The sequence below is a fragment of the Cognatishimia activa genome, from assembly GCF_026016445.1.
GTDB lineage: Bacteria > Pseudomonadota > Alphaproteobacteria > Rhodobacterales > Rhodobacteraceae > Cognatishimia > Cognatishimia activa_B.
Genome location: NZ_CP096147.1, coordinates 1,605,065 through 1,628,189, shown reverse-complemented (window position 1 = coordinate 1,628,189; position 23,125 = coordinate 1,605,065). Strand labels below are relative to the sequence as shown.

Below are 23,125 nucleotides of genomic sequence, written 5' to 3'. Positions count from 1 at the left end.
ATCGCAAAAAAAACGATCTGATTTACCCACAGATAGTTTCGATGCAGGGGAGGATTTGCGGCAATCGGAATTTCACATTGGCGTGATAAGAGGGGTTTTACTGTTTGGAATCAGTCATGTAAGTTCGTTACAGGCACTTGCCGTGAGAGGCTTGCTTAAACAGTGTGCGGAAAACGGAACACTCCGTTATCGGTGACTGTGTGGAAATCCACACAGTGGCTAGCGATAGTCTTCGGGTTTGATTCTGTGTTTAGAGAGTTTGTCGTAGAAGGTTTTTCGCGGCAATTTCAGCTCTGTCGCCGTGGCGCTGGCATTGCCTTGGTTCTTCTGCAACGCGTCCACAATCAATGTGCGCTCCACCTGCGCCATCTTCTCGGCAAGCCCCAACTGCTCGCCCTGAGACTGGCTCTCAAGCCCTAACACAAACCGTGTTGCTTCATTCATTAATGCGCGCGTGTTTCCAGGCCAGTCCCGCGCCATGATCCCCGCCAAGACATCCGGTGAAATATCGGGTTCTGCGACATTTGCCTGTTCGCTGACCTGGCGCACGTAGTCGCGGAAGATCACAGGGATATCGGCGGGCCGGTCTTTCAGTGCTGGAATGCGGACTTTAAGTGCTTGCAGGTGGTAGAACAGATCCGGATTGATCGCGCCGTCCGCGTTGTGGGCATCGAGATCAGATGAGCATCCCGCTACGATACGCGCGCCAACCCCCGCGTCAATATGTTCAAGCAGGGCGAATTGGGTTTCCTGTGGCATAGCCACAAATTCATCCAGAAACAGGGTGCCGTTTACACAGGACGCCAGCACGTTGCTTAGAGCCTCAGGCGATAATCCGGCACCGGGCATGCGCACGAATGGTCCTTCAGCGCGTGTGGACATGCGGTGCAGGATTTCAGAAATTTTCGCGACCCCAGTACCGGGTGCTCCGTCTACCAGAACGGCACCTTCAACAGCGGAGATTTTACGGACTTGGTTCCGCAGAGCTTCGGCGCGATCAGAAATCCCAAAAATCAGCTGAGCCGCCAAATCACCGCGTGTGATTTTTGTCCGGAGTTGCCGGTTTTCCAGTATCAGATTCCGCGTGCGATAGGCTTTGCGAACCGCTTCCAGCAACACATCGTTCGCACAGGGCTTTTCCAGAAAATCAAAGGCACCTTTGTTGATCGCCCCGACAGCCATTGGAATATCACCTTCGCCGGTCAGTAAGATCACAGGCAAATCCGGATCGATCGATTGTACATAGTCGAGCAGATAGAGACCATCACGACCGGGCATGCGAATATCGGAAAGGATCACGCCCTCGAAATCCGGTTTGATGTGATCCTTGGCAACAATGAAGGAACTTGCCAGCAGGGCGGTATAGCCTTCAAGTTCTAAAGTCTGTCCGAGCGCCTCGCGCACCAGCGCATCGTCTTCTACGACCAAAACAACGTCGCTCATGCCGCCGCCTCATTTTTCCAGGGTTGTAGTTCCACCGTGAAGACCGCACCGCCTTCTGGGCTGTTAACGCCACGGATATTGCCTCCGAAACTTTGCACCAAACCATAGGAAATCGACAGGCCCAGCCCGACACCTTCAGCCTCGCCAATCTCTTTGGTTGAATAGAAAGGTTCAAACACTTTTTCCGGTTCTTCAATGCCTGGACCGGTGTCGCGAATGCTAAGAACAACAGCAGAGCCTACTTCAATACTAACTTGCAAATGACGTTCGTCAGAGGTGGCCATTGCGTCTACTGCGTTGGTCACCAGATTCAAAACGACCTGCTGCAACCGCACTTCGCCGCCCTGAACCCAAATTGGATCGTGGGGCAATGACATGTCCAAAGAAACCGCATGACGTTCTAGATGGTTATCTGCCAGTTCGATCGCAGATTTGACAATTTGAACCAACTCCACGCGGTTAAGGGTTTCATGTTCCTGCCGCGCAAAAGCGCGGAAGTTCTTGATAATACGTGCCATTCTCCGCGCGAGATCACTAACCTTGGACATATTCCGGCTGGCAGCGGCTTGGTTTTCGCGTTCAAGGAACGTGACGGAGTTATCCGCAAAAGATTGGATCGCCATCAGTGGCTGGTTGAGTTCATGACTGATGCCTGCTGACATCTTCCCTAACGCGCTGAGCTTACCTGCCTGAACGAGGTCAGCCTGTGCGCGCTTTAGCGCCTTTTCTGCCTCCCGGCGTTCATGAACTTCCGCGCGAAGGGCGGTGTTCACCTCGGAAAGCTCGTAAGTCCGTTTTGCAACGCGGGACTCCAATTTCTGGTTGGCTTCGGCAAGGATGCGGCGCTGGTTAGATACGAAGAAAATCGCTGATCCCATCAGCAGGCAGATCGTGCCCGCAACAACTGACTGCAGCCATGCAGTCGCAAGGGCAGGGCGCAGATCGATCAGGGCTTCGGACCGCATTCCGATGACGGGCAGCTCCTGTTCAATGTGCAGCGCACTGCTGGGCACATAACGACCGGCGGAGACCGACCAGAGATCAAACCCAAAAAGCTGATAGTCGGTGAAATCCACAAAAGCCGTGTCATCGGACGGGTCTGTCGCCTTGGCAAAGCGATCACGCAGAACAAGCTCTGATCGGTTGGAGAAGTAAACGATCCCTGTGTGATCGGTCATCAAAACCGCAGGGTTTGAACCCCGGAAATCCGCTTCAATGGCCTCAAGATCCAAAATGACCACCAACACACGGGACACCGGGCCGTCGTTTGAAAAGACTGGTGCGGCATATACAAAGACCCTGCGCCCGAACTCTTCGCTGACAGTCAAATGTCGCCCAAGCGCTCCATCGAGCGCTCGGTCAATGAATGGCCCTTTCAACCATGGTTCCACAGGGCGGTCAGCCGCACTGGCGATATGGTGCCCGCCACGATCCAAAAGTACGAAATCCAATGCGCCAGAGATATCTGTAGCACGGCGAAGAATGTCGATCAGCTCTGAATTGCTTGTATCAGACTCGACGATGCGTGGATCAGCGGCCAAAGTAACGGCCAGTTGGCGGAACCCAGTGAGATTGCCCACAAGACGGTCTGACGCCAATGCGAGATCGACTTCACCACGGCGTTCGAGCTCATCGATCGATTGCACAGCAGAGTAAACCCAGACCGCAGCGGTCAGGCTTAATACACCTGCAAGAAAAAGAGTTGCTAACCAGGGCCTTCGCATGCCGCCATCATTGCCGCAGCGCCGAAAGACCGCAACCCAGATGAGGTTTGACGGATAACCAGTTGTGTTGAAACGTCGAGCGGATAAGCGGATTTGGTTAGTGCTTTGTCGAACAATAAGTGTTGTAATCGATTACATAGAGCAATAGAAGCATCACCAAGTTTCTTCGTTGCGTCAATTTTGCGCGAAGAGCGGCCATACACTTTTGTTTTGTGGTCGGTAAGGTAGAAACATCCAACAGGGCAATGCAGCGCTTTCATGGGGGCTGTTGCATATCGCAGGGGGAAGACGTTTTGGCAAATAATGAAGCAGCCATCGCAGAGTTGAAATCTTTGTTGGGCGATCGCATTTCAACTGGGCAGTCCGTGCGTGAAACGCACAGCCACGATGAGGCTTACACGACACCGGTTTTGCCAGACGCGGTTGCTTTTCCGGAAAGCACTCAGGAAGTGTCTGAGATCGTGAAAATCTGTGCACGTCATAAGTGCCCCATCGTGGCTTATGGTGTTGGCTCGTCACTTGAAGGCCATGTTGTGCCTGTGAAAGGCGGGATCAGTCTGAATATGACTGGTATGAACCGCATTCTGAATATTCACTCTGAGGACTTGGATGCGGTGGTGCAGCCGGGTGTGACACGTACAGAGTTGAATACAGCGCTGCGCGATACCGGGTTGATGTTCACTGTCGATCCGGGCGCCGATGCGACGATGGGGGGCATGGCAGCAACGCGTGCCTCGGGTACCAATACCGTACGATATGGCACCATGCGCGAAAATGTGCTGGCATTAGAGGTGGTTACAGCTGACGGGTCGATCATTCGCACCGGGTCGCGTGCCAAGAAATCCTCAGCGGGCTATGATTTGACACATCTCTTCATAGGCTCTGAAGGCACCCTTGGTATTATCACCGAACTGACCGTTCGTCTGTTCGGTCAGCCAGAAAGCATCTCCGCTGCAACCTGCGCGTTTGATGATCTCGATAACGCCGTCCAGAGCGTAATCCTCGCAATTCAGGTTGGCTTGCCTATGGCGCGGATCGAATTGATCGATGAGATCCAGATCAGAGCGCTGAATGCTTACAACGAGTCCTTCGACCTTCCTGAAAAACCACATCTTTTCCTAGAATTTCACGGCACTCCAGCCGGTGTAAAAGAACAGGTCGCTTTCTTTAGAGACATCGCTGAGGAACTTGGTGCCAGCGATTTCAAGTGGGCTGAAAAAACCGAAGACCGAAACAAACTTTGGGCGGCGCGGCACAATGCTTACTATTCTGTGAAAGCGCTTCGTAAAGAGGCTTCAGGTATTGTCACAGATTGCTGCGTGCCAATATCTGCCTTGGCAGAGTGCATTCAGATCGCGAAAGAGGGCATAGCGAAAACAGGATTGATTTCTCCTGTGATTGGCCATGTCGGGGATGGAAATTTCCACCTTCAAATGCTGGTTGATCCAAACGACCCAGAAGAAGTGAGCGCCGCTAAAGCATTGGTGTCAGACCTCAACCATCTGGCCATCAAACATGAAGGTACAGTGACAGGTGAACACGGTGTGGGGCTGGGTAAAATCCCCTATATGTCCGCGCAGCATGGCGATGCCTATGGTGTTATGGCGACGTTGAAACGCGCGATGGACCCGGACAACATTCTGAACCCTGGTAAAGTGGTTTCATTGAACTGACGAATAGCAGTTTTCGTCTATATTTCAAAATATAATGTTGGGAAGTTAAAGTGGAGCGGGTAGCGGGAATCGAACCCGCACCTTAAGCTTGGAAGGCTCTTATGATACCATTTCACCATACCCGCTCGGTAGGATGAGGATGTATTTTATCCCGATTCCGAGGTCAATAGCTCTTTGAGCCAAGATGCGGCTTTCCGGCCATAAAAATTACATATGGCTTATGCCTGACTTGCGCGATGGCTTTGTTGCCCAAATGTCAGGGCGTGACATTGGTGGCCCTTGACCTTGCTTTAGGGGGGCGTCACTAACACGCAAGACTGACATGAGGGACCAAAATGGCGCGCCAACCTACGCCGACAAGCACTGACGATGATCGGGCAAAGTCCAAAAACGTTGGGGCATTGCGCGAGCTTGCGCCGTTTCTAAAACCCTATCGTATGCTGGCAATCATGGCCGGTTTTGCTCTGGTTTTGACTGCCGGCATTTCTCTTGTGATGCCAATTGCAGTTCGTCGTGTTGTAGACAATTTCCGCACAGCTGATGCCGCGCTCTTGGATCAGTACTTCCTGTCTGCCCTCGCCATCGCGGCGCTTTTGGCGGCGGGGACGGCACTGCGCTATATGCTGGTGACCAAACTGGGCGAGCGTGTGGTCACCGATATCCGCAAGGCAGTTTTTGACCGCATCATCGGCATGAGTCCCTCGTTCTTTGAGAACATCATGACAGGTGAGGTTCTAAGCCGGATCACCACGGACACCACATTGATCCTGTCCGTGATCGGCAGCTCGATATCCATCGCGCTTCGCAATGTATTGATCTTTGCGGGTGGCCTGGTGCTTATGCTTTTCACCTCAGCCAAGCTGACCGCTTTGGTTCTGCTGATCGTACCTATGGTGATCGTGCCCATTCTTGTTCTTGGCCGCCGCCTGCGTAAGCTTTCGCGTGAGAACCAAGATTGGATCGCCGAAAGCTCTGGCAATGCATCAGAAGCACTGCTGTCGGTGCAGACTGTTCAGGCCTTTACGCATGAGCGTGAAAGCCGTCAGAACTTCGCGGAAGTGACGGATCTTTCGCTGAAATCTGCCCTGCGTCGCGTGAATACACGTGCGCTTATGACCTCGATTGTGATCTTCCTGATCTTCACAGGCGTGGTGGGCGTACTGTGGATTGGTGCAAACGATGTGCGCCAGGATGAAATGAGCCCCGGTGCGCTGATCCAATTTGTGATCTACGCCATCATGGTAGCAGGCTCTGTGGCCGCGCTTTCCGAAATCTGGGGAGAGTTGCAACGCGCAGCAGGGGCGACGGAACGTTTGGTTGAGCTTTTGCAAGTAGAAGACACTGTGAAAGACCCAGCTGATCCGCAATTCATCAAGCATGATGTGCGCGGCGAGATTGCATTTGAAGGGGTTAACTTCAACTATCCGGCGCGACCAGACATTCCAGCACTGCGCGACGTGAACCTGACCATCAAACCGGGTGAAACCGTTGCTTTGGTCGGCCCTTCTGGGGCGGGTAAAACCACGATCATCCAAATGATTCAGCGCTTCTATGATCCATTGTCCGGTCAGATCACTCTGGATGGCATGCCGCTGAAAGACATGGACCGTCATCATTTCCGCCAGCACATGGCGCTGGTGCCACAGGATCCGGTGATCTTCGCGGCCACAGCGCGCGAAAACATTCGCTTTGGGCGCCCAAACGCCACCGATGCGGAGGTTGAAGCGGCTGCAAAGGCAGCCGCAGCCCATGATTTCATTGCCAAGCTTCCAGATGGCTATGACAGCTATGTCGGTGAACGCGGTGTGATGCTTTCCGGTGGCCAGAAACAGCGTATCGCCATTGCGCGTGCAATCCTGCGCGATGCGCCGGTACTGCTTCTGGATGAGGCGACTTCTGCGCTTGATGCAGAAAGCGAACGTCTGGTTCAGCAAGCTGTGGATGAACTGGCCGAAACCCGTACCACCATCATTGTGGCGCACCGCCTTGCAACCGTAAAAAAGGCGGATCGTATCATCGTCATGGATCAGGGTGGCATTGTCGCTCAGGGCCGCCATGATGAGCTTGTCGCTGAAGACGGGCTTTACGCGAAATTGGCACGTTTGCAGTTCACTGATGGAAAAGCCGCCTGAATTTTCCCGTTAAACGGTTAGAAACTCGTTTTCGCTGTTGTCGGACGTAACGTCGACGCTAATGTTGACCTGTGGGCAAGCTTGCTTTGGCTAAGTCACTATTGAGACAGTCAACAAACGCCATCAAGCCACAAGGCAGGGCAGACACTAGGGGAGGAAGACCATGAGTTTTGCGTCGATGGAGGATCGCAACGCAATTGAACAGGAAATGCCATGGGAGAAGCGCGATGTCGCTAAGACCATGTATGAATTCCTGACCCGCACAAGAGATCGGTTCCCCAACCGTCCTGCAGTCAGTTACCAACTGACCTCTGGCCCCAAAGACAAGGCGGAGACGCTGAGTTGGGATGAGCTTCACAAGATGTCTGTTCAGGCGGCGAACCTGTTTCGAAAGCTGGGTATCGGTGACAACGACACGATTGCCTACATTCTGCCCAATGCGCATGAAACGCTCGTGACGTTGCTGGGTGGTATGATCGCGGGGGTCGCAAACCCGATTAATCCGCTTCTTGAACCCGAACAAATTGCCTCGATCCTTCGCGAAACAAACGCCAAAGTGGTTGTAACGCTTAAGGCCTTCCCAAAAACAGATGTGCCCCAGAAGGTGACCGAAGCCGTGCGCCACGCGCCGCAAGTTCATACCGTGCTTGAGATCGATCTGCTGCGCTATCTGACGCCACCTAAAAGCTGGATCGTCCCATTGATCCGCCCGAAGAACGATGGTGAGCATCACGCCGAGGTATTGGACTTCCGCAAGGAACTTGCCAAGCAGAACACAACGCTGGATTTTGAGGATAGCAAAGGGGATAGGGTTGGGGCCTATTTCCACACCGGTGGCACCACCGGTATGCCAAAGGTCGCGCAGCATTGTTACGAAGGCATGATCTATAATGGCTGGATTGGAGATACGCTGCTCTTCTCCGAGAAAGACAACATCATGTGTCCGCTACCGTTGTTTCATGTGTTTGCGGTTCAGGTGATCATGATGTCGGCGATTGCGTCTGGTGCGCACGTCGTCTTTCCGACACCACAGGGCTATCGTGGCGACGGCGTGTTCGACAACTTCTGGAAGCTCATCGAGCGCTGGAACATCACCTTTATTATCACCGTGCCGACGGCGGTCTCTGCCTTGATGCAACGCCCGGTGGACGCGGATATCTCATCTGTTGAAGTGGCCTTCTCTGGGTCTGCGCCGATGCCAATGGAGCTGTTTAAACGCTTTGAAAGCGCGTCGAACGTGACAATTGTTGAAGGCTACGGTCTGACAGAAGCCACCTGTCTGGTGTCCTGCAACCCTCCAGGTGGTGAAAAGAAAGTTGGCTCTGTCGGCATTCCTTTCCCACATACGGACGTGCGTATCGTCAATCATACTTCAGATGGGGCCGTTGAATGTGCCACGGATGAGGTGGGCGAGATTTGTGTTTCGAACCCCGGCGTTTACGCCGGGCACACCTACACCGAAGCCGAAAAGAACGCCGATCTTTTCTATGCCGAAAAATACCTGCGCACAGGTGATTTGGGTCGCTTGGATGAAGATGGTTACCTTTGGATTACGGGCCGGGCAAAAGACCTGATCATTCGAGGTGGTCACAATATTGATCCTGCCGAGATCGAAGAAGCGCTGGTTCAGCACCCAGCCGTTGCGATGGCCGGGGCCATTGGTCAGCCAGATATGCATTCAGGCGAATTGCCCTGTGCTTATGTAGAGTTGGTTGAAGGGGCGGAAGTGGATGGCGAAACCCTGCGTGCCCATGCCAAAACACTGGTGCACGAACGCGCAGCGCATCCAAAGCACGTGGAAATTCTGACAGAGCTTCCCAAAACCGCAGTCGGCAAAGTGTTCAAACCCGACTTGCGCAAACGCGCCATTACGCGGGTCTTTGATGCCTCGCTTACAGAAGCGGGTCTTGCTGCCCGGGTGACGGAAGTCATTGATGACAAAAAACGCGGCCTTGTGGCGCGTCTCGAAAGAAACGGTGCTGAAGAGGCAGAAGTACAATCCCTTCTGGGGAGTTTTGCGCAGTCGTGGGAGTGGGCGGATTAAACAAACTCTCCTGAGCGTCAGCCCCGCGTAGGATCCTTTTATAAATCATAGACAACCTCGGCCGAACTTCTGGCCGGGGTTTTCTTTGTTTTCGACCCAAAATCGCGGCAAATAGCTGCTAATTCATTTTCTTTTCATGTTCATCTCTTTTCAAACGAACAATTTGGCGCTAACGAGGGGCATGCAGTGCTGGGAGGACGCTGCCAGCGTGGTCATGCTTGCCTCCTTTGCATTCTTAGGCATTCTGAATTGGCAGCAAGAGAAGTGACTCGCATGACGTATATTTTGGCCATTGATCAAGGCACAACTTCCACCCGTGCAATTGTCTTTGACGCGGAGATGAAAATCATCGCGAGCGCACAGGAAGAATTCACACAGCATTTCCCCAATTCGGGCTGGGTGGAACACGACGCGATGGATCTGTGGAACACCACGCTGTCCACTTGCAGAGATGCAGTTGCCAAGGCCGGGCTTGAAATGGCCGCCATCACAGCGATTGGTATCACCAATCAGCGTGAAACTACGCTTGTCTGGGACCGCTCTACTGGTGAGCCCGTACACAATGCGATTGTTTGGCAGGACCGACGGACAGCGGACATCTGTCGCGCCCTAAAAGCAGATGGCCACGAGGCTCTGATTACCGAAACAACAGGGCTGTTGCTTGATCCATATTTCTCCTCGACGAAGGTGAAATGGATATTGGATCAAGACGAAATCCTGCGCTCACGCGCTGAGGCGGGCGAGCTTGCCTTTGGGACGGTTGACAGCTGGCTTATCTGGCATTTGACCGGCGGCAAACGCCATGTGACGGACGCAACGAATGCGGCGCGCACTATGCTTTACGACATCCACAACGGGGCATGGTCAGATAAGATCTGCGATCTTCTGGGGGTGCCGCAAGCGATGTTGCCAGAGGTTCTGGATTGCGCAGCGGACTTCGGTGTTGCGGAAGCATCTATTCTCGGTGCGGAAATTCCAATTCTCGGCGTGGCAGGGGATCAGCAGGCTGCGACGCTCGGAAATGCCTGCTTTGAGCCGGGCATGTTGAAATCCACCTATGGCACCGGCTGTTTTGCGCTTTTGAATACAGGCGATACTCCAGTGACCTCAGAGAACCGTTTGTTGACGACGATTGCCTATCAATTGGATGGAAAGCCGACGTATGCGCTGGAAGGGGCGATCTTTATCGCGGGCGCAGTGGTTCAATGGCTGCGAGACGGTCTGGGGATCATCGAAAGCGCCTCAGAAACCCAAGCTTTGGCGGAATCGGCTGATCCCGCGCAAGAACTGATTTTGGTGCCTGCATTTACAGGCCTCGGTGCACCATACTGGGCACCGGATTGCCGAGGGGCGATTTTTGGGCTGACGCGAGGGTCGGGTCCGGCTGAATTTGCAAAGGCAGCGCTTGAAAGTGTTGGTTTTCAAACCCGGGATCTGCTGGAGGCGATGCAAGGTGATATGGGTGGTGCAGGCAAAGCTCAACTGCGCGTCGACGGTGGTATGACCGCAAGCGATTGCGCGATGCAGTTCCTTGCGGATATCACCGGAGCGCCAGTGGATCGACCAACCGTATTGGAAAGCACCGCGCTCGGCGTGGCTTGGCTCGCAGGTATGCGCGCAGGCGTCTATCCGTCTCAGGAAGACTTTGCAGCAAAATGGGCGCTTGATCAGACTTTTGAGCCAGTAATGGCCGAGGCCACCCGTGAAGCACGTTACGCAAATTGGAAGAAAGCTGTCGAAGCGACGCTATCCGTGTAAGGAGAGGGTGGGGTGTCACCCCACCTTAAGACCACTGGTCCGTATCGATCCAAATGGTTACAGGACCATCATTGACCAGTGAAACTTTCATATCAGCGCTGAAAATGCCTTTGGCAACCGGGACACCGGTTTCTCCCAATGCACGAGCAAAATATTCATAGAAGGCGTTGCCTTCTTCCGCACCGCAAGCAGTTGAAAAGCCGGGACGGTTGCCGCTTTTGGTATCGGCGGACAAGGTGAATTGGCTGACCACCAAAGCGCCGCCTGCGATGTCGAGCACAGACTTGTTCATCTTACCATTTTCGTCAGTGAATATCCGCATCTTGCTGATTTTCGCGGCTAGGCGATCGGCATCCGCTTCTGTGTCACCCTTCATGGCGCAGATCAGCACAAGTAGCCCCTGTTTGATTTCTCCTACGATCTCGCCATCCACGCGTACGGCAGCTTCGGACACTCTTTGAATCAATGCGCGCATTCTGATTTTCCTTTGAAAAGGTTCAAAGCCTGCTGCCACTTCGAAACCTGATTTTCAAGCCATTTGATCCGCCTCAAGGCGGCCTTTGAACAAATGTGCGATCCTTCGCATGTGTTGTCATATCAGGAGGAGAGACATGGTTGAGAAAACACATGGTCTGGGCCTGTGGCCCGCGCTTTATGAACCGTTCCGCACGATGAGCACGCGTCTGGCTGATTGGTTGACCCCGGCCAGCGAGGCCTCGTCTGACGAAGAAGCTTACCGGATTTCTATGGAAGTGCCGGGAGTTGATGAAGGTGACATCGATGTGTCGGTTCATGGAGATGTGTTGACCATCAAAGGCGAAAAACGGACTGAAAAAGAGGACAAAGGTGACACTTGGTTCTTTTCCGAGCGGCAATACGGGGCCTTCAGCCGCAACTTCAGACTGCCGGCGGATGCAGATGCAGAGGGCGTAACAGCTGACCTGAAAGACGGTGTATTGGCCGTTATGATTCCAAAATCCGCGCCAGAGGTGAATGAGGCGAAAACCGTTAAGATCTCAAAAGGGTAAAACCTGCGGATTACTGGTTCATCGCCACTACGTAACCCACTCCGGCTGCCACAATGGCGCCCAGAAGCACAGCGAAGGCAATTTTCCATGCTGACCAGGGGCGTTCGCCTTGAACGCGCCCTGTGCGGCCATTCACGACAAAACGATATGTTTTGCCACGATACTTATAAGCGGCCATCCAGACCGGCAGGAGGATGTGCTTGAAGGTCACGTCAGACACGGTTGTGTCGATGTTATGCACCCGCTGGCGATCCCCGCCAATGTCAAATTTCACATCGCGCAGGATCACGCGGTCCACATGGGCGCGGGCCTCGGCGAAACCTTCGTCCAGTTCCACCGCGTAGCCTTCCGCGCGGAAGCCCGCCAGGAATTCCGGGCGGTAAGGTTCAAGCGCGTCCAAGTCCCATGGTTGCAGCGCATCGGTGAACTTCTTCGGCAGACTTCTGGAGGCCAAAACAAGCACATCATCGAAGAACCGCGCCACTCGGCCCGAAACATTGCGCCAGCGCACTTTGGTGACCGTCTGCTGTTCTTGCTTGCCATCCCGCATGACGGTGCGGGTCTCGTGATATTCCGTGCCGCGTTCACCGCGATACGAGGATTTCGTGTCGGCATCAAAAGTCCAATAGGGGACGTAGATGCCATCCATTTTCCGACCTTTACGGGCGTATTCCTGCAATCCGTTGGGGGCAAACCAGAGCTTACCAAGCCAGTCCGTCATGGCGCCATTTGCGGCACGTTCATTCAAAGCGAAAGGCAGCACACCTTTTGGTTTGATGTGCCGGTGTGTACCTGTGTCCGTGACCACAGGCGTGGCGCAGAACGGGCACTCCTTGGAGTGGGTGATTGCATCAAACTCGACTTGCGCTGCGCAGTTCGGACAGGTGGAGACGCGGGTCTCTTCGATTTCCTGTGCCGGGAGTTGGTTGTTGATCGCAGTTTTGAAGTCGAGCTCATTGATGGACCCAGCCCAGGGGCCCATGTCCGCCATTTCAGAAGTATGGCCGCAGTGATCACAGACCAGTTGCGACTCTTTGGGATCAAACCGGTAGTCCGCCCCGCATTGGTCACAGGGAAAGCGATGCGCCGCTTTCGGCGCGGGTGGTGGGGGCGGCATGTTGGTCATGGTCGTCCGGTGTTTTATTTTTAAGGTTTGGATTTATGCGCCAGGAGGCGGAGGCGGTGGCATAATCGTGAAAAGTTGCGCGAGTTCCTGCACGTCACCTGCGGCTTTCCAGCCGTCTTGACCTGCGGTCCAGACATAGGTCTCGCGTTTCAGCTTGCCCTCAGAGGCCATCTGTCCGAGCCGCGCCTTGGAGAATGGACCTGTGGTTTTGCCATTCTCAGCAATGTGCCAAACGTGCTCAACAGGTGGAGGTGGTGGAGCAGGTTGGGTCGCTTGAGGAGCTGCACCCCAAGGACCGGCATTGCCGCCACCCATCATGCCCTGCGCCATTTGCAATCCCATGGCCGCACCCATGCCCATGCCCATGGAGTCGCCTGCCGCGCCACCCGTTGTCAGGGCCTCAGCCGCTTTCCATTTCATGTGGTCATTCAGATTGCCTGCGATGCCACGCGAGGTGCGGTCATCCAGCGCCTGTTCGACTGCGGGGGGCAGTGAAATATTCTCGATGTAAAGTTCTGGGATCGACAGACCATATTGCGCAATGACCGGATCAATCGCCTCTGCAACGATCTTGCCAAACTCAGCCGTATTCGCGGCCATATCCAGCACGGGAATGCCTGAGCCTGCAATGACCCGAGAGAATTCCTGCACAATGATATTTCGGATCTGGAAAGAGATCTCATCCATGGTGAATTCACCATCGGTGCCAACGATCTCTGTCAGGAAACGCGCAGGGTCTGTGACGCGGATCGAATAGGTGCCATAGGAGCGCAGACGCACTGGGCCGAACTCTGGGTCACGTGCCATGATGGGGTTTTTGGTGCCCCATTTCAGGTCATTAAAGCGCGTTGTATTGACGAAGTAGATTTCGGATTTGAACGGGCTTTTGAAACCGTGATCCCAGTGCTGCAGTGTTGTCATCACAGGCATGTTGTTGGTCTCAAGCATATAAAGACCCGGCGTGAAAACATCCGCCAACTGGCCCTCATGCACAAATACCGCCGCCTGTCCTTCACGGACGGTCAGTTTGGCACCGTATTTGATCTCATGGCCTTCGCGTTCAAAACGCCAGACCATCGTGTCACGCGTGTCATCCGTCCAGTGAATGACATCGATAAATTCGCCTGTCAGAAAATCGAAAATACCCATGGGACACTCCTTACTTCATCATATCGTTATAGCGCCTGCGCGGTCAGAGCGCGGGCCATGGTTTTGACGATGGGGCGGGCTTCGTCAGCCGTCATGCCGATCTTAAGCCGTGGATCATAAAGCATTTGCAACAGCTTTTCATCGTGGCTGGTGAGATAGGCAAATTCATCGTCGTCGTTAAAAATCGAGGGCCGCGCGTAGCGGCTGTCATTGAGCAGGCCGAGACCTTGCGCGATTTCCTCATGGAAACAGGTTTGACGCAGCAGATCGGGGTGTTCGGCGCGCACGATGGCAACGGCGGATTTGATCTGCGGCACTGCATCATCCGCGCTATTGGCGAGGATCAGGCAATGCATGTCACGCGGCAGGTTTTGGATGATGGCACGAGAGGCGCTCGACAATCCGGGAAGGACCTCATTGATGCGGGTTTGCATGGTTGCGCGATCATCTTCGCCAAAAACGAAAACATGAAAATTGGGGCGGACTATGGCAGGACGGATAGGGTGGTTGGTCAGCTTGGAAAGCCTGTCGGCAAAGGCGCTGACGAATTGGCTGTCAGCCTCTCGTTGATCTCTCGAAACACTGGGACCGAATTCCACTTTGATCCGAACCGGATCTTGCCAGCGTACCAGCTGGCGCGCTTCGCCATCCGCACTTTGCAGTCGCGTGCCCACGGCGTGTTCGTCGTAGAAGGCAATACGCTCGAAATTGCGTGCCAGCATGTCTGCTGTATAAGGCGTGTCAGGTCCGCCGCCATCCTTGCGCAGAAGACCTTGCACCAGAAGATCAGCCTGCAGATTGGAATAGTATTTTCCAATTGCAACGCTTTGCTGACTTGGCGCAGCCGGAAGTGGCAGCGCCGCAGGTGTCGCTTGGGGCGATGTGCCTTCAGACGTCAACGTGCAGGCGCTCAAAGCGCCTGCAAATAGGGCTGATGTCAAAAGGCTGCGTGGCATTCTGGATTACGCATCGCCTGCAGAGGTTGCTACGGTATCGCCCAGACCTGTTGCCTTGGCTTTCGCCGCTGCCAGCGTGTCGCGCAGTTCTGCTTCCATCGCTTTAAGGTCCTCTTCGGCAGCAGCCCGTTTGGCTTTGCCTTCGTCCGCGATTTGCAGGCTTTCCTCGATGGTGCCGATCAGGTCTGCATTGGCTTGTTTAACGGCTTCGATGTCAAAGACACCACGTTCCATCTCTTCGCGGATCATCTTGTTGCTTTCGCGCAGGTTCTTTGCATTTGCGGTCAGCAGTTCGTTTGTCAGATCATTCGCATCCCGCACCGCAGCCGCAGCCTCGGCAGAGCGTTGGATCGTCACTGCCTGTGCCAGCTGGGTTTCCCATAGCGGAACAGTATTCACGAGCGTCGAGTTGATCTTGGTGACCAGCGACTTGTCGTTTTCCTGAACCAGACGGATCGAGGGCAGGGACTGCATGGTCACCTGACGTGTCAGTTTCAGGTCATGTACACGGCGTTCCAGATCATCCCGGGCAGCCCGCAGATCACGCAGTTCCTGCGCTTTCATGACCTGTTCGTTTTCAGGCGCGGCCTGAACCTCCGCTTCTTTTGCTGGGATGTCATTTGCATCCAGATCAGCGATCTTGGCTTCGCCCGCCGCGATATAAAGCGCCAGCTCATCGTAGAATGTCAGCGTCTTTTCATAGAGCACATCCAGGGATTTGATGTCTTTCATCAAGGTGTGTTCGTGATCCAGCAGATTGTCGGTGATACGGTCTATCTGGTCCTGAACTTCCTCAAATCGCGCGGTGAATTTGGCAAAAGGCGCGGCCTTGCCAAGCAGTTTCTCCCAGAAAGAGCGTTCACGACGCACGTCCAGTTCAGAGATCGAGAAGCCCCGGATTGTTGTCACGATATTGCGCAGGCTGTCGCCGGCTGGCCCGACGTCTTTGTTACGCACGTCCTGTAGCATCGCCTGGCTGATTTCCTGCAGCTCAGATTGCGCGGCGGAGCCAAAGGTCACGATGGAATTCGTGTCGCTCATATCGAGCTCTGCCATGCGCTTTGTGATTTCTTCGCTTGTTGGCGCATCGGCATCAGCCAGCGGCACAATGGCGTTGGCTTCTACAGGCTCTGCCAGCACAACTGCGGTGACTTGTTCAACTTCCGCCAGCGCGGCTTCGGCTTTTTGACGTACTGTGTCAGACATTTAATTCCCCTCGTTGGATAGAGTTTTATGCATCGTTTCGGATGCCTTCGCGCTGCAGGCGTTCGCGCAGCACGTCGATTTCGATGGTGAGATCAGAGTGATCGTTTTCCAAAAGCTTCTGCGTGCGGGCCGCAAAGTTCTGCTCCAGATCATCGAGCAGGGCGGCGTAGCCTGCGCGTGCATCCGCGCTTTGGTTGCGGCTACAGACATCCGCGAACTTGATTGTCGCGTCACGCGCACCCCTCAGATAGACGCTCAGATATTTGCGCGCTGAGGTCAGATCACGCGGGTCATCTTCGATCGAGCGAAAGAGATCGCGTGCAGTTTTCTGAAATTGATCGACGCGGCGCTCCATCTGACGATCGCCAGAGCGCAGGATTGCATCTGACATTGAGGCAAGATGGCTCTCTGCTTCTTCCACAGCGCGCGCCACGCGGTCAGTTTGAAATTGGTCGATACCCTCTGCACCTTTGTCTTTCAAAGGATCAAAACCGAAGGCGAAGCTATGAATAACGGTCCCCAAGACGCCGAAAATTATCGCATCAACTGGGCCAAAGCCAGCGATCCCGGCCATCGCCAGGCCTGCGCCAGTCAGCAAAGACCCCACCATCTTGCGAGGTAGAGCCGGACGACGCGCGACCTTGCGGGCATCGTAGGCTTCTTGTGCAATCACGCCTTCGCGGGTCATCCAAGCCGCGAAGAGCAACAACCCAAGCGCCATCAGGTACTGAGCCATAACAATCGGCTCAGAGGTGAAGGCCTTCCAGATCAGAGGCAAGGGCGCAATGAAGAGCATATTTGTGCGCCCACCCGCTTTGCTGCGTTTTGCATTCAGGAACGGGCCGGGCTTTTGAGTGTCGTGCTCGCTTGATGCCCCATCCGGGCTGAATTTTCCGCCGTATCGCTTTGCCATTATGAACCTGCTCCTGCGATGGAGACATAGAACATCAATATGACAAGCAGAACAAACGCCAGTTTTTGCAAACCCGTTTGGGACATAAATGAAAAACCCCCAGTAACCCTGCCAGAAACTTAGGAAGTTTCGGCTTTCGTTACTAGGGGGAAGAAATTGAAATAGGGATCACGGCGGTGCCTTGCCGCCGCAATCATTTGCACTCGCAGCCTGTTAGTGACGCGTCTCTGCTACACGTTCCATATTGAGCTTGCGTGCATAGCCTGACTGGATGATCTCGACCATGAAGAGAACCACAACTGAGAAGTAGAAGGTGGTCTTGGACATCGGTTCGAGAGCGTAGCCAAAGAACTTCAGCGCCAGCGCATCGTCATGCATTGCATGGGAGGCCGCCACACCGGCTTCGCCCAAAAGGACCACACCCACGATCAACAGAATGAATAGGCCCAGAACCTCATACATGCGGTTCTTTTCAAGGAATTTCGTGACGCCATCGGCCAAAACCAGCATGGCGACGCCAGACAAGAGGATCGCAATGGCCAGAACTGGGAAGACATCAGTGATCGCTAGCGCAGAAAGCACGGAATCAAAAGAGAAAATCAGGTTCATCATGACAATCAATGCCACAACTTTCACAGCCGATTTACCGGATTTGTGATGCACATCCGCATCAAGATGCTGGACAGTCAGCATGTGGCTGATTTCTTTCACAGCCGTGTAAATGATGAAAATACCACCCAGAATGAAGACACAAGTCGCAAAGTTGATGCCACCTTCGATCAGGCCGGGGCTATTGAAGACCCAGAAGGGTTCGGACAGAGAGTCGATCAAACGGATCATCGTGAAGAGCAGCACAACCCGCAATGCCACCGCAATGATGATACCCCAGAAGCGTACCGCGCGCTGATGCGCAACCGGCGCGCGTTGGCTTTCAATGGAGATATATAGCAGGTTATCAAACCCCAGCACCGCCTGCAGGAAGCAGAGCATCAAGAGATTGCCCAGATTTTCAAAAGTTAACAGTTCAGCCATGATTTGCCTCGTCCTATTCGCGCATTTGGCCAAGGCATAACGTAGGACAGGCAGGCCGCAAAGCGTTGATGCTGGGGAAAATTCTGGCACGCGCCTCAAGACCTGAGGGTCAAAAGGCGTGAGAGGCAAAATACTTTAGTTTTCCATATGCGACTACTGGATCAACACAGCCCGTCAAGGCGGTCGCTCATAAGATTGGACTAGCGCTTTGGCGTGAACTTGCGGGGGGCTTTAGATGAGGTCCTGGCGCGATTGCCACTTGGCTTTGCACCCGGTTTTCCGCCTGGTTTTTGTCCCGACGGTTTGCTTGCAGAGAACCCACGATCACCATGGTTCGGCTTGCCTGCAACCGGTTTACCCGCTCCGGGCTTACGACGACGCTGGGGCTTGCGGCGCTCTTCGGGCGCAATCGCTCCATCCAGTCCCAATTGGTCGCGCACCACGCGACGGCGCACTTCATCCACTTCGCCGGCTTTCAGATCGCCCAATTGGAAAGGACCATAAGATACGCGGATCAGTCTATTCACGGTCAGGCCGATGTCTGCCATCGCGCGACGGATTTCGCGGTTTTTGCCTTCTTTCAATGAAACCGTCACCCAGGCGTTAGCGCCTTGTTGACGATCCAAGCTGATTGTCATGGGGGCAAATCGCTCCCCATCTACGGTCACACCGCGACGTAAAGGGGTGAATGTCTCTTCCGTTGGGCGGCCATTTACCCGCACGCGATATTTACGCACCCAACCGGTCGATGGCAGCTCGAGCGTGCGTTTGACCTCGCCATCGTTGGTCAACAGCAGCAGACCTTCAGAATTTAGATCCAAACGTCCGACAGTCAGCACATGCTTTGGCATGTCCTCTGGCAGGTCATCAAAGATCGTCTCGCGATCTTTTTCGTCTTTGTGGGTCGTCACGCGGCCCACGGGTTTATGATAAAGCCAAATGCGTTCCGGCTCTTTTTCGGCAATCAATTTGCCATCCACCTCGATGCGATCCCGACCCGTTACGTTGAGGGCAGGGGAGGTCAGCACCTTGCCGTTCACCGATACCCGACCAGCCTCAATCATACGCTCCGCATCACGGCGCGAGGCCACGCCTGCGCGAGAGAGAACTTTGGCAATACGGTCGCCCGCTGGCGTTTTGGCGGGGGTTTTATCGGAGCGATCTTTGGTCATTTGGGTTTCCTATATGCGAAAGCCCCATTGCGAAAGAGCCAATCATCAGGCATCTGAAAATCATGACATTCAACAGCCACATGGATCTGGCGCTTGAAGAAGCGCAGGCAGCGGCCCAGCGGGGAGAGGTGCCCGTGGGGGCGGTCGTGATTGGTCCGGATGGCAAGGTGCTGGCACAGGCGGGCAATCGCACCCGCGAGTTGAACGATCCTACCGCGCACGCTGAAATTCTTGCCATCCGTGCGGCCTGCCAGAAACTCAACTCCGAACGTCTGCCCGGCTGTGATCTCTACGTGACGCTGGAGCCATGCCCAATGTGCGCATCGGCGATTTCCCAAACCCGCATCGCGCGATTGTACTACGGAGCATCTGACCCGAAATCAGGCGGTGTCGCCCAGGGGCCGCGGGTGTTTGACCATCCGCAGAGCCACCACACGCCAGAGGTTTATGACGGCATTTCGGCGGAGCCCTGCGAGCACATCCTAAGAGATTTCTTCCGTCAAAAACGCCCCTGAGCTCCTAAAGCTCGATCGGTTGCATCACCTCTGGTTCAATCACATCCACATCCGGCAGCGCATCAATCAGCACCTGTGCAGATTGCTCCAGAATCGGAAATGTCCGGTAGTGGCAGGGGATCACGGTGCTGAAATCAAAGAAGGTTTCCGCCGCGAAGGCTGCGCGTTTCATATCCATCGTGAAATGACCGCCTGCGCAGAGGAGGCCAATGTCGGGCTCGTGCAGCTCTCCGAAAATGGCCATGTCCGCCATCACATCCGTGTCGCCAGTCGCATAAATCACGTGACCTTCACCCGCGATCATGAAGCCGCATTCGCTGCCCGCTGCTTTGGGACCCTCTGGTGTTGCGAAAGTGGACGAATGGGTTGCGTGCACCATTGTGATAGCGACATCCCCTAGTTGAACCGTGCCACCTTTGTTGAAACCAACCGTCGCCAGATGTTCATGCTCCTCCCAGTAAGACATCAGATCATATTGGCCGACAATCGGGATCGCATGCTTGCGGGCAATATCCAGCACATCAGCAACGTGATCAAAGTGCGCGTGGGTCAGCAGGATATGGGTTGCGCCTTCAAGCGCTGCATCATGTTGATCTTCGCTCAGCATCGGGTTGCCCGTCAGCCAGGGATCCAGCAGCAAGACCTGATCCGCGATCTCAATTTTGAACGAGCCGTGTCCTAACCAGGTTATTTTCATGTAAGCCTCCCTAACTTTGGTAGAAGCTTAGCAAATTCAGTGAGTCGGAGAAGCCCATGGATCTGCATCAACACGTTGATGGTTATTGCGAACGTCTGGATCCCTCGTTCTGGTCGGAACCGATCAATGCCATCACAAACGCGGCCTTTCTGATCGCGGCCATCTACATGTGGCGGAGGAGCGAAGGGCTGTTTCTCGCAAAACTCCTGTGTATCGTGCTGTTCGCCATCGGTGTTGGCAGCTTCCTATTCCACACTTTTGCGCAAACCTGGGCCGGTATTGCGGATGTTTTGCCCATCATCCTCTACATCCTCGTTTATATTTTCGCTGCGACCCGCGATTTCTGGAACCAAAGAGCTTGGATCGCGGGCTTTGCGGTGGTCCTTTTCTTCCCCTATGCGGCGCTGCTCTCACCGCTCTTTGCGCAAATTCCCGGCTTTGAAAGCTCGTCTGCTTACGGACCTGTACCACTCCTGATCTTTACCTATGCATTTGGTCTGCGAAACAGAGCGCCAGAAACTGCCAAGGGTCTAGCGATTGGCGCGTCGATTGTCTGCCTGTCGCTCTTTTTCCGTTCCATTGATGAACCCCTGTGCAATGTGCTGCCTTTTGGTACCCATTTCCTATGGCACATCCTGAATGGCATCGCTTTGGGCTGGATGATTGAGGTCTATCGCCGACACATGCTTGCACGCCCTACAAAGCTTGGCTAAACGCTTTCCTCAAGTTTCATTTGGAGTTTGCCGATGTCGATTGACAAGGACACCGCGGCGCGCGTTGCCAAACTTGCGCGCATCAAGGTCGAAGAGGACGCGCTGCCTGCGCTGGCCGAAGAATTCAACAATATCCTTGGCTTTATTGAGCAACTCAATGAGGTCGACGTTGAAGGCGTTGAGCCAATGACTTCCGTGACCCCGCAGCGCCTGAAGCGCCGCGTGGACGAGGTGACCGACGGCGATCAACAGGACAAAGCGCTTTCCAACGCGCCAGACGCGCGCGAAGGCTTTTTTGCGGTTCCAAAGGTGGTTGAGTAATGACTGATCTGAACAAACTCACGCTCGCCGAAGCACGCGACAAACTGCGTGCCAAGGACGTCACCTCTGTTGAGCTGACCGAAGCCTGCCTGAAAGAGATCGAAGGCGCAGACGCGCTGAACGCCTTTGTGCACAACACACCAGAAGTTGCGCTGGCTCAGGCGAAAGCCGCTGACGCACGCCTTGCCGAAGGCGATGCGCCGGCGATGTGTGGCCTGCCGATTGGCATCAAAGACCTCTTCTGCACCAAAGGTGTTCCGAGCCAGGCCGCCAGCCGTATTCTGGAAGGCTTCGTGCCTGAGTATGAATCCACCGTGACCCAAAACCTCTTTGATGCGGGTTCCGTCATGCTGGGTAAGCTCAACATGGACGAATTCGCCATGGGCAGCTCCAACGAAACATCCTGTTACGGCAATGCTGTGAACCCATGGCGTCGCGGCAACGATGATGCGCAGCTGACACCGGGTGGTTCTTCTGGTGGTTCTGCTTCTGCCGTTGCGGCAGACCTGTGTTTGGCGGCGACCGGTACTGACACTGGTGGTTCGATCCGTCAGCCTGCAGCTTTCACTGGCATCACAGGTATCAAACCAACCTACGGTCGTTGCTCCCGCTGGGGGGTTGTGGCCTTCGCAAGCTCGCTGGATCAAGCGGGCCCAATGACCAAATCCGTGCGCGACGCGGCGATTATGCTGGAAGCCATGTGTGGTCACGACCCGAAAGACAGCACCTCTGCAGAACTTGCAGTGCCAAATTTCGAAGCCATGCTGACCGGCGACATCAAAGGCAAGAAAATCGGTATCCCAAAAGAATACCGCATGGACGGCATGCCGGATGAAATCGAAAAGCTCTGGGCAGACGGCACAGCCATGCTGAAAGCCGCAGGTGCGGAGATCGTTGATATTTCCCTGCCACACACCAAATACGCGCTGCCGGCCTATTATGTGATTGCTCCGGCTGAGGCGTCTTCGAACCTCGCGCGTTACGACGGTGTTCGTTACGGTCACCGCGCGACGCTGGAAGCGGGTGATGGCATCAATGAGATGTACGAAAAGACCCGCGCGCAGGGATTTGGCCACGAAGTTCAGAACCGCGTGATGATCGGCACCTATGTGCTGTCCGCTGGTTTCTATGACGCCTATTACAACCGTGCCCGTCGCGTGCGTGCCCTGATCAAGAAAGACTTCGACGATGTCTTCGCGACAGGCGTTGACGCGATCCTGACACCTGCAACCCCTTCTGCGGCCTTCGGCCTGGGCGAAATGAGCGACGCTGATCCGGTCAAAATGTACCTGAACGACGTTTTCACCGTGACCGTGAACCTCGCGGGCTTACCGGGTATCGCTGTGCCAACTGGTACCGACAGCCAAGGTCTGCCATTGGGCCTGCAGCTAATTGGCCGTCCATGGGAAGAAGGCGATCTGCTGAATACTGCCTATGCGCTTGAGTCTGCGGCGGGTTTCGTAGCCAAGCCGGGTAAATGGTGGTAAAGCTCAGCCCAAAGCAAGAAGGCACAGTAAAACGCT

At 54.5% G+C, this 23,125-nt stretch carries 20 protein-coding genes and 1 tRNA gene; 9 read left to right on the top strand and 12 right to left on the bottom strand.

What is annotated here, in order from left to right; genetic code table 11:
* Positions 1-219: 219 nt before the first annotated feature.
* On the bottom strand, positions 220-1,443 hold the full coding sequence (locus M0D42_RS08110) for a sigma-54-dependent transcriptional regulator (protein ID WP_265018114.1): 1,224 nt from the start codon (positions 1,441-1,443) through the stop codon (positions 220-222).
* Positions 1,440-3,167 (bottom strand): sensor histidine kinase, encoded by a 1,728-nt coding sequence (locus M0D42_RS08105; protein WP_265018113.1) that lies wholly within the window; start codon positions 3,165-3,167, stop codon positions 1,440-1,442. Before M0D42_RS08105 ends, M0D42_RS08110 begins: the two co-directional genes overlap by 4 nt.
* 293 nt (positions 3,168-3,460) lie before the next feature.
* Here M0D42_RS08105 and M0D42_RS08100 point away from each other — a divergent pair, with 293 nt between their 5' ends.
* On the top strand, positions 3,461-4,840 hold the full coding sequence (locus M0D42_RS08100) for an FAD-binding oxidoreductase (RefSeq protein WP_265018112.1): 1,380 nt from the start codon (positions 3,461-3,463) through the stop codon (positions 4,838-4,840).
* A 51-nt stretch (positions 4,841-4,891) separates the two neighbouring features.
* Here M0D42_RS08100 and M0D42_RS08095 read toward each other — a convergent pair.
* Positions 4,892-4,965, bottom strand: a tRNA-Gly gene (locus M0D42_RS08095).
* 210 nt (positions 4,966-5,175) lie between these two features.
* Here M0D42_RS08095 and M0D42_RS08090 point away from each other — a divergent pair.
* The 3 genes from M0D42_RS08090 to glpK all read left to right on the top strand — a co-directional run bounded on the left by M0D42_RS08090 (position 5,176) and on the right by glpK (position 10,774).
* On the top strand, positions 5,176-6,972 hold the full coding sequence (locus M0D42_RS08090) for an ABC transporter transmembrane domain-containing protein (RefSeq protein WP_265018111.1): 1,797 nt from the start codon (positions 5,176-5,178) through the stop codon (positions 6,970-6,972).
* Positions 6,973-7,135: 163 nt separating this feature from the next.
* Complete coding sequence (locus M0D42_RS08085) at positions 7,136-9,016, top strand: acyl-CoA synthetase (RefSeq protein ID WP_265018110.1); 1,881 nt, start codon at positions 7,136-7,138, stop codon at positions 9,014-9,016.
* A 273-nt stretch (positions 9,017-9,289) separates the two neighbouring features.
* Complete coding sequence (gene glpK, locus M0D42_RS08080) at positions 9,290-10,774, top strand: glycerol kinase GlpK (RefSeq protein WP_265018109.1); 1,485 nt, start codon at positions 9,290-9,292, stop codon at positions 10,772-10,774.
* A 25-nt stretch (positions 10,775-10,799) separates the two neighbouring features.
* Here the strand turns inward: glpK and dtd are convergent, their stop codons facing one another.
* Entirely contained in the window at positions 10,800-11,249 is a 450-nt protein-coding gene (gene dtd / locus M0D42_RS08075; RefSeq protein WP_265018108.1) for a D-aminoacyl-tRNA deacylase, read from the bottom strand.
* 136 nt (positions 11,250-11,385) lie between these two features.
* On the opposite strand from dtd, the gene M0D42_RS08070 reads away from it, so the two are divergent.
* Complete coding sequence (locus M0D42_RS08070; protein ID WP_265018107.1) at positions 11,386-11,802, top strand: Hsp20/alpha crystallin family protein; 417 nt, start codon at positions 11,386-11,388, stop codon at positions 11,800-11,802.
* 10 nt (positions 11,803-11,812) lie between these two features.
* On the opposite strand, the gene M0D42_RS08065 is transcribed toward M0D42_RS08070, so the two are convergent.
* The 7 genes from M0D42_RS08065 to M0D42_RS08035 form a co-directional block, all read right to left on the bottom strand.
* Positions 11,813-12,928: a TFIIB-type zinc finger domain-containing protein gene (locus M0D42_RS08065; RefSeq protein WP_265018106.1), complete on the bottom strand. Its 1,116-nt coding sequence runs from the start codon at positions 12,926-12,928 to the stop codon at positions 11,813-11,815.
* 33 nt (positions 12,929-12,961) lie between these two features.
* Entirely contained in the window at positions 12,962-14,077 is a 1,116-nt protein-coding gene (locus M0D42_RS08060; protein ID WP_265018105.1) for an SPFH domain-containing protein, read from the bottom strand.
* 26 nt (positions 14,078-14,103) lie between these two features.
* Positions 14,104-15,033: a DUF2927 domain-containing protein gene (locus M0D42_RS08055; RefSeq protein ID WP_265018104.1), complete on the bottom strand. Its 930-nt coding sequence runs from the start codon at positions 15,031-15,033 to the stop codon at positions 14,104-14,106.
* Positions 15,034-15,039: 6 nt separating this feature from the next.
* Positions 15,040-16,239, bottom strand: coding sequence for a toxic anion resistance protein (locus M0D42_RS08050; protein WP_265018103.1), 1,200 nt, complete (start codon positions 16,237-16,239; stop codon positions 15,040-15,042).
* A 25-nt stretch (positions 16,240-16,264) separates the two neighbouring features.
* The gene (locus M0D42_RS08045; RefSeq protein ID WP_265018102.1) at positions 16,265-17,152 is read right to left on the bottom strand and encodes a 5-bromo-4-chloroindolyl phosphate hydrolysis family protein; all 888 of its coding nucleotides are present in this window, start codon (positions 17,150-17,152) and stop codon (positions 16,265-16,267) included.
* A 213-nt stretch (positions 17,153-17,365) separates the two neighbouring features.
* Positions 17,366-18,184, bottom strand: a complete 819-nt coding sequence (locus M0D42_RS08040) for a TerC family protein (RefSeq protein WP_265018101.1) — start codon at positions 18,182-18,184, stop codon at positions 17,366-17,368.
* A 200-nt stretch (positions 18,185-18,384) separates the two neighbouring features.
* The gene (locus M0D42_RS08035; RefSeq protein ID WP_265018100.1) at positions 18,385-19,356 is read right to left on the bottom strand and encodes a pseudouridine synthase; all 972 of its coding nucleotides are present in this window, start codon (positions 19,354-19,356) and stop codon (positions 18,385-18,387) included.
* Between the two features lie 62 nt (positions 19,357-19,418).
* Between M0D42_RS08035 and M0D42_RS08030 the strand changes: the two genes are divergently transcribed.
* On the top strand, positions 19,419-19,871 hold the full coding sequence (locus M0D42_RS08030) for a nucleoside deaminase (protein ID WP_265018099.1): 453 nt from the start codon (positions 19,419-19,421) through the stop codon (positions 19,869-19,871).
* A 4-nt stretch (positions 19,872-19,875) separates the two neighbouring features.
* Here M0D42_RS08030 and M0D42_RS08025 read toward each other — a convergent pair whose 3' ends face one another.
* Positions 19,876-20,568, bottom strand: a complete 693-nt coding sequence (locus M0D42_RS08025; protein WP_265018098.1) for a metal-dependent hydrolase — start codon at positions 20,566-20,568, stop codon at positions 19,876-19,878.
* A 56-nt stretch (positions 20,569-20,624) separates the two neighbouring features.
* Here M0D42_RS08025 and M0D42_RS08020 point away from each other — a divergent pair, with 56 nt between their 5' ends.
* Genes M0D42_RS08020 through gatA form a run of 3 tightly spaced genes read left to right on the top strand, consistent with a single transcriptional unit; the run spans position 20,625 to position 23,089 of the window.
* Positions 20,625-21,281, top strand: coding sequence for a ceramidase (locus M0D42_RS08020; protein WP_265018097.1), 657 nt, complete (start codon positions 20,625-20,627; stop codon positions 21,279-21,281).
* A gap of 33 nt (positions 21,282-21,314) precedes the next feature.
* Complete coding sequence (gene gatC / locus M0D42_RS08015) at positions 21,315-21,602, top strand: Asp-tRNA(Asn)/Glu-tRNA(Gln) amidotransferase subunit GatC (RefSeq protein ID WP_265018096.1); 288 nt, start codon at positions 21,315-21,317, stop codon at positions 21,600-21,602.
* Positions 21,602-23,089: an Asp-tRNA(Asn)/Glu-tRNA(Gln) amidotransferase subunit GatA gene (gene gatA, locus M0D42_RS08010; protein WP_265021062.1), complete on the top strand. Its 1,488-nt coding sequence runs from the start codon at positions 21,602-21,604 to the stop codon at positions 23,087-23,089. The genes gatC and gatA overlap by 1 nt, the downstream gene beginning before the upstream one ends.
* Positions 23,090-23,125 lie beyond the last annotated feature (36 nt).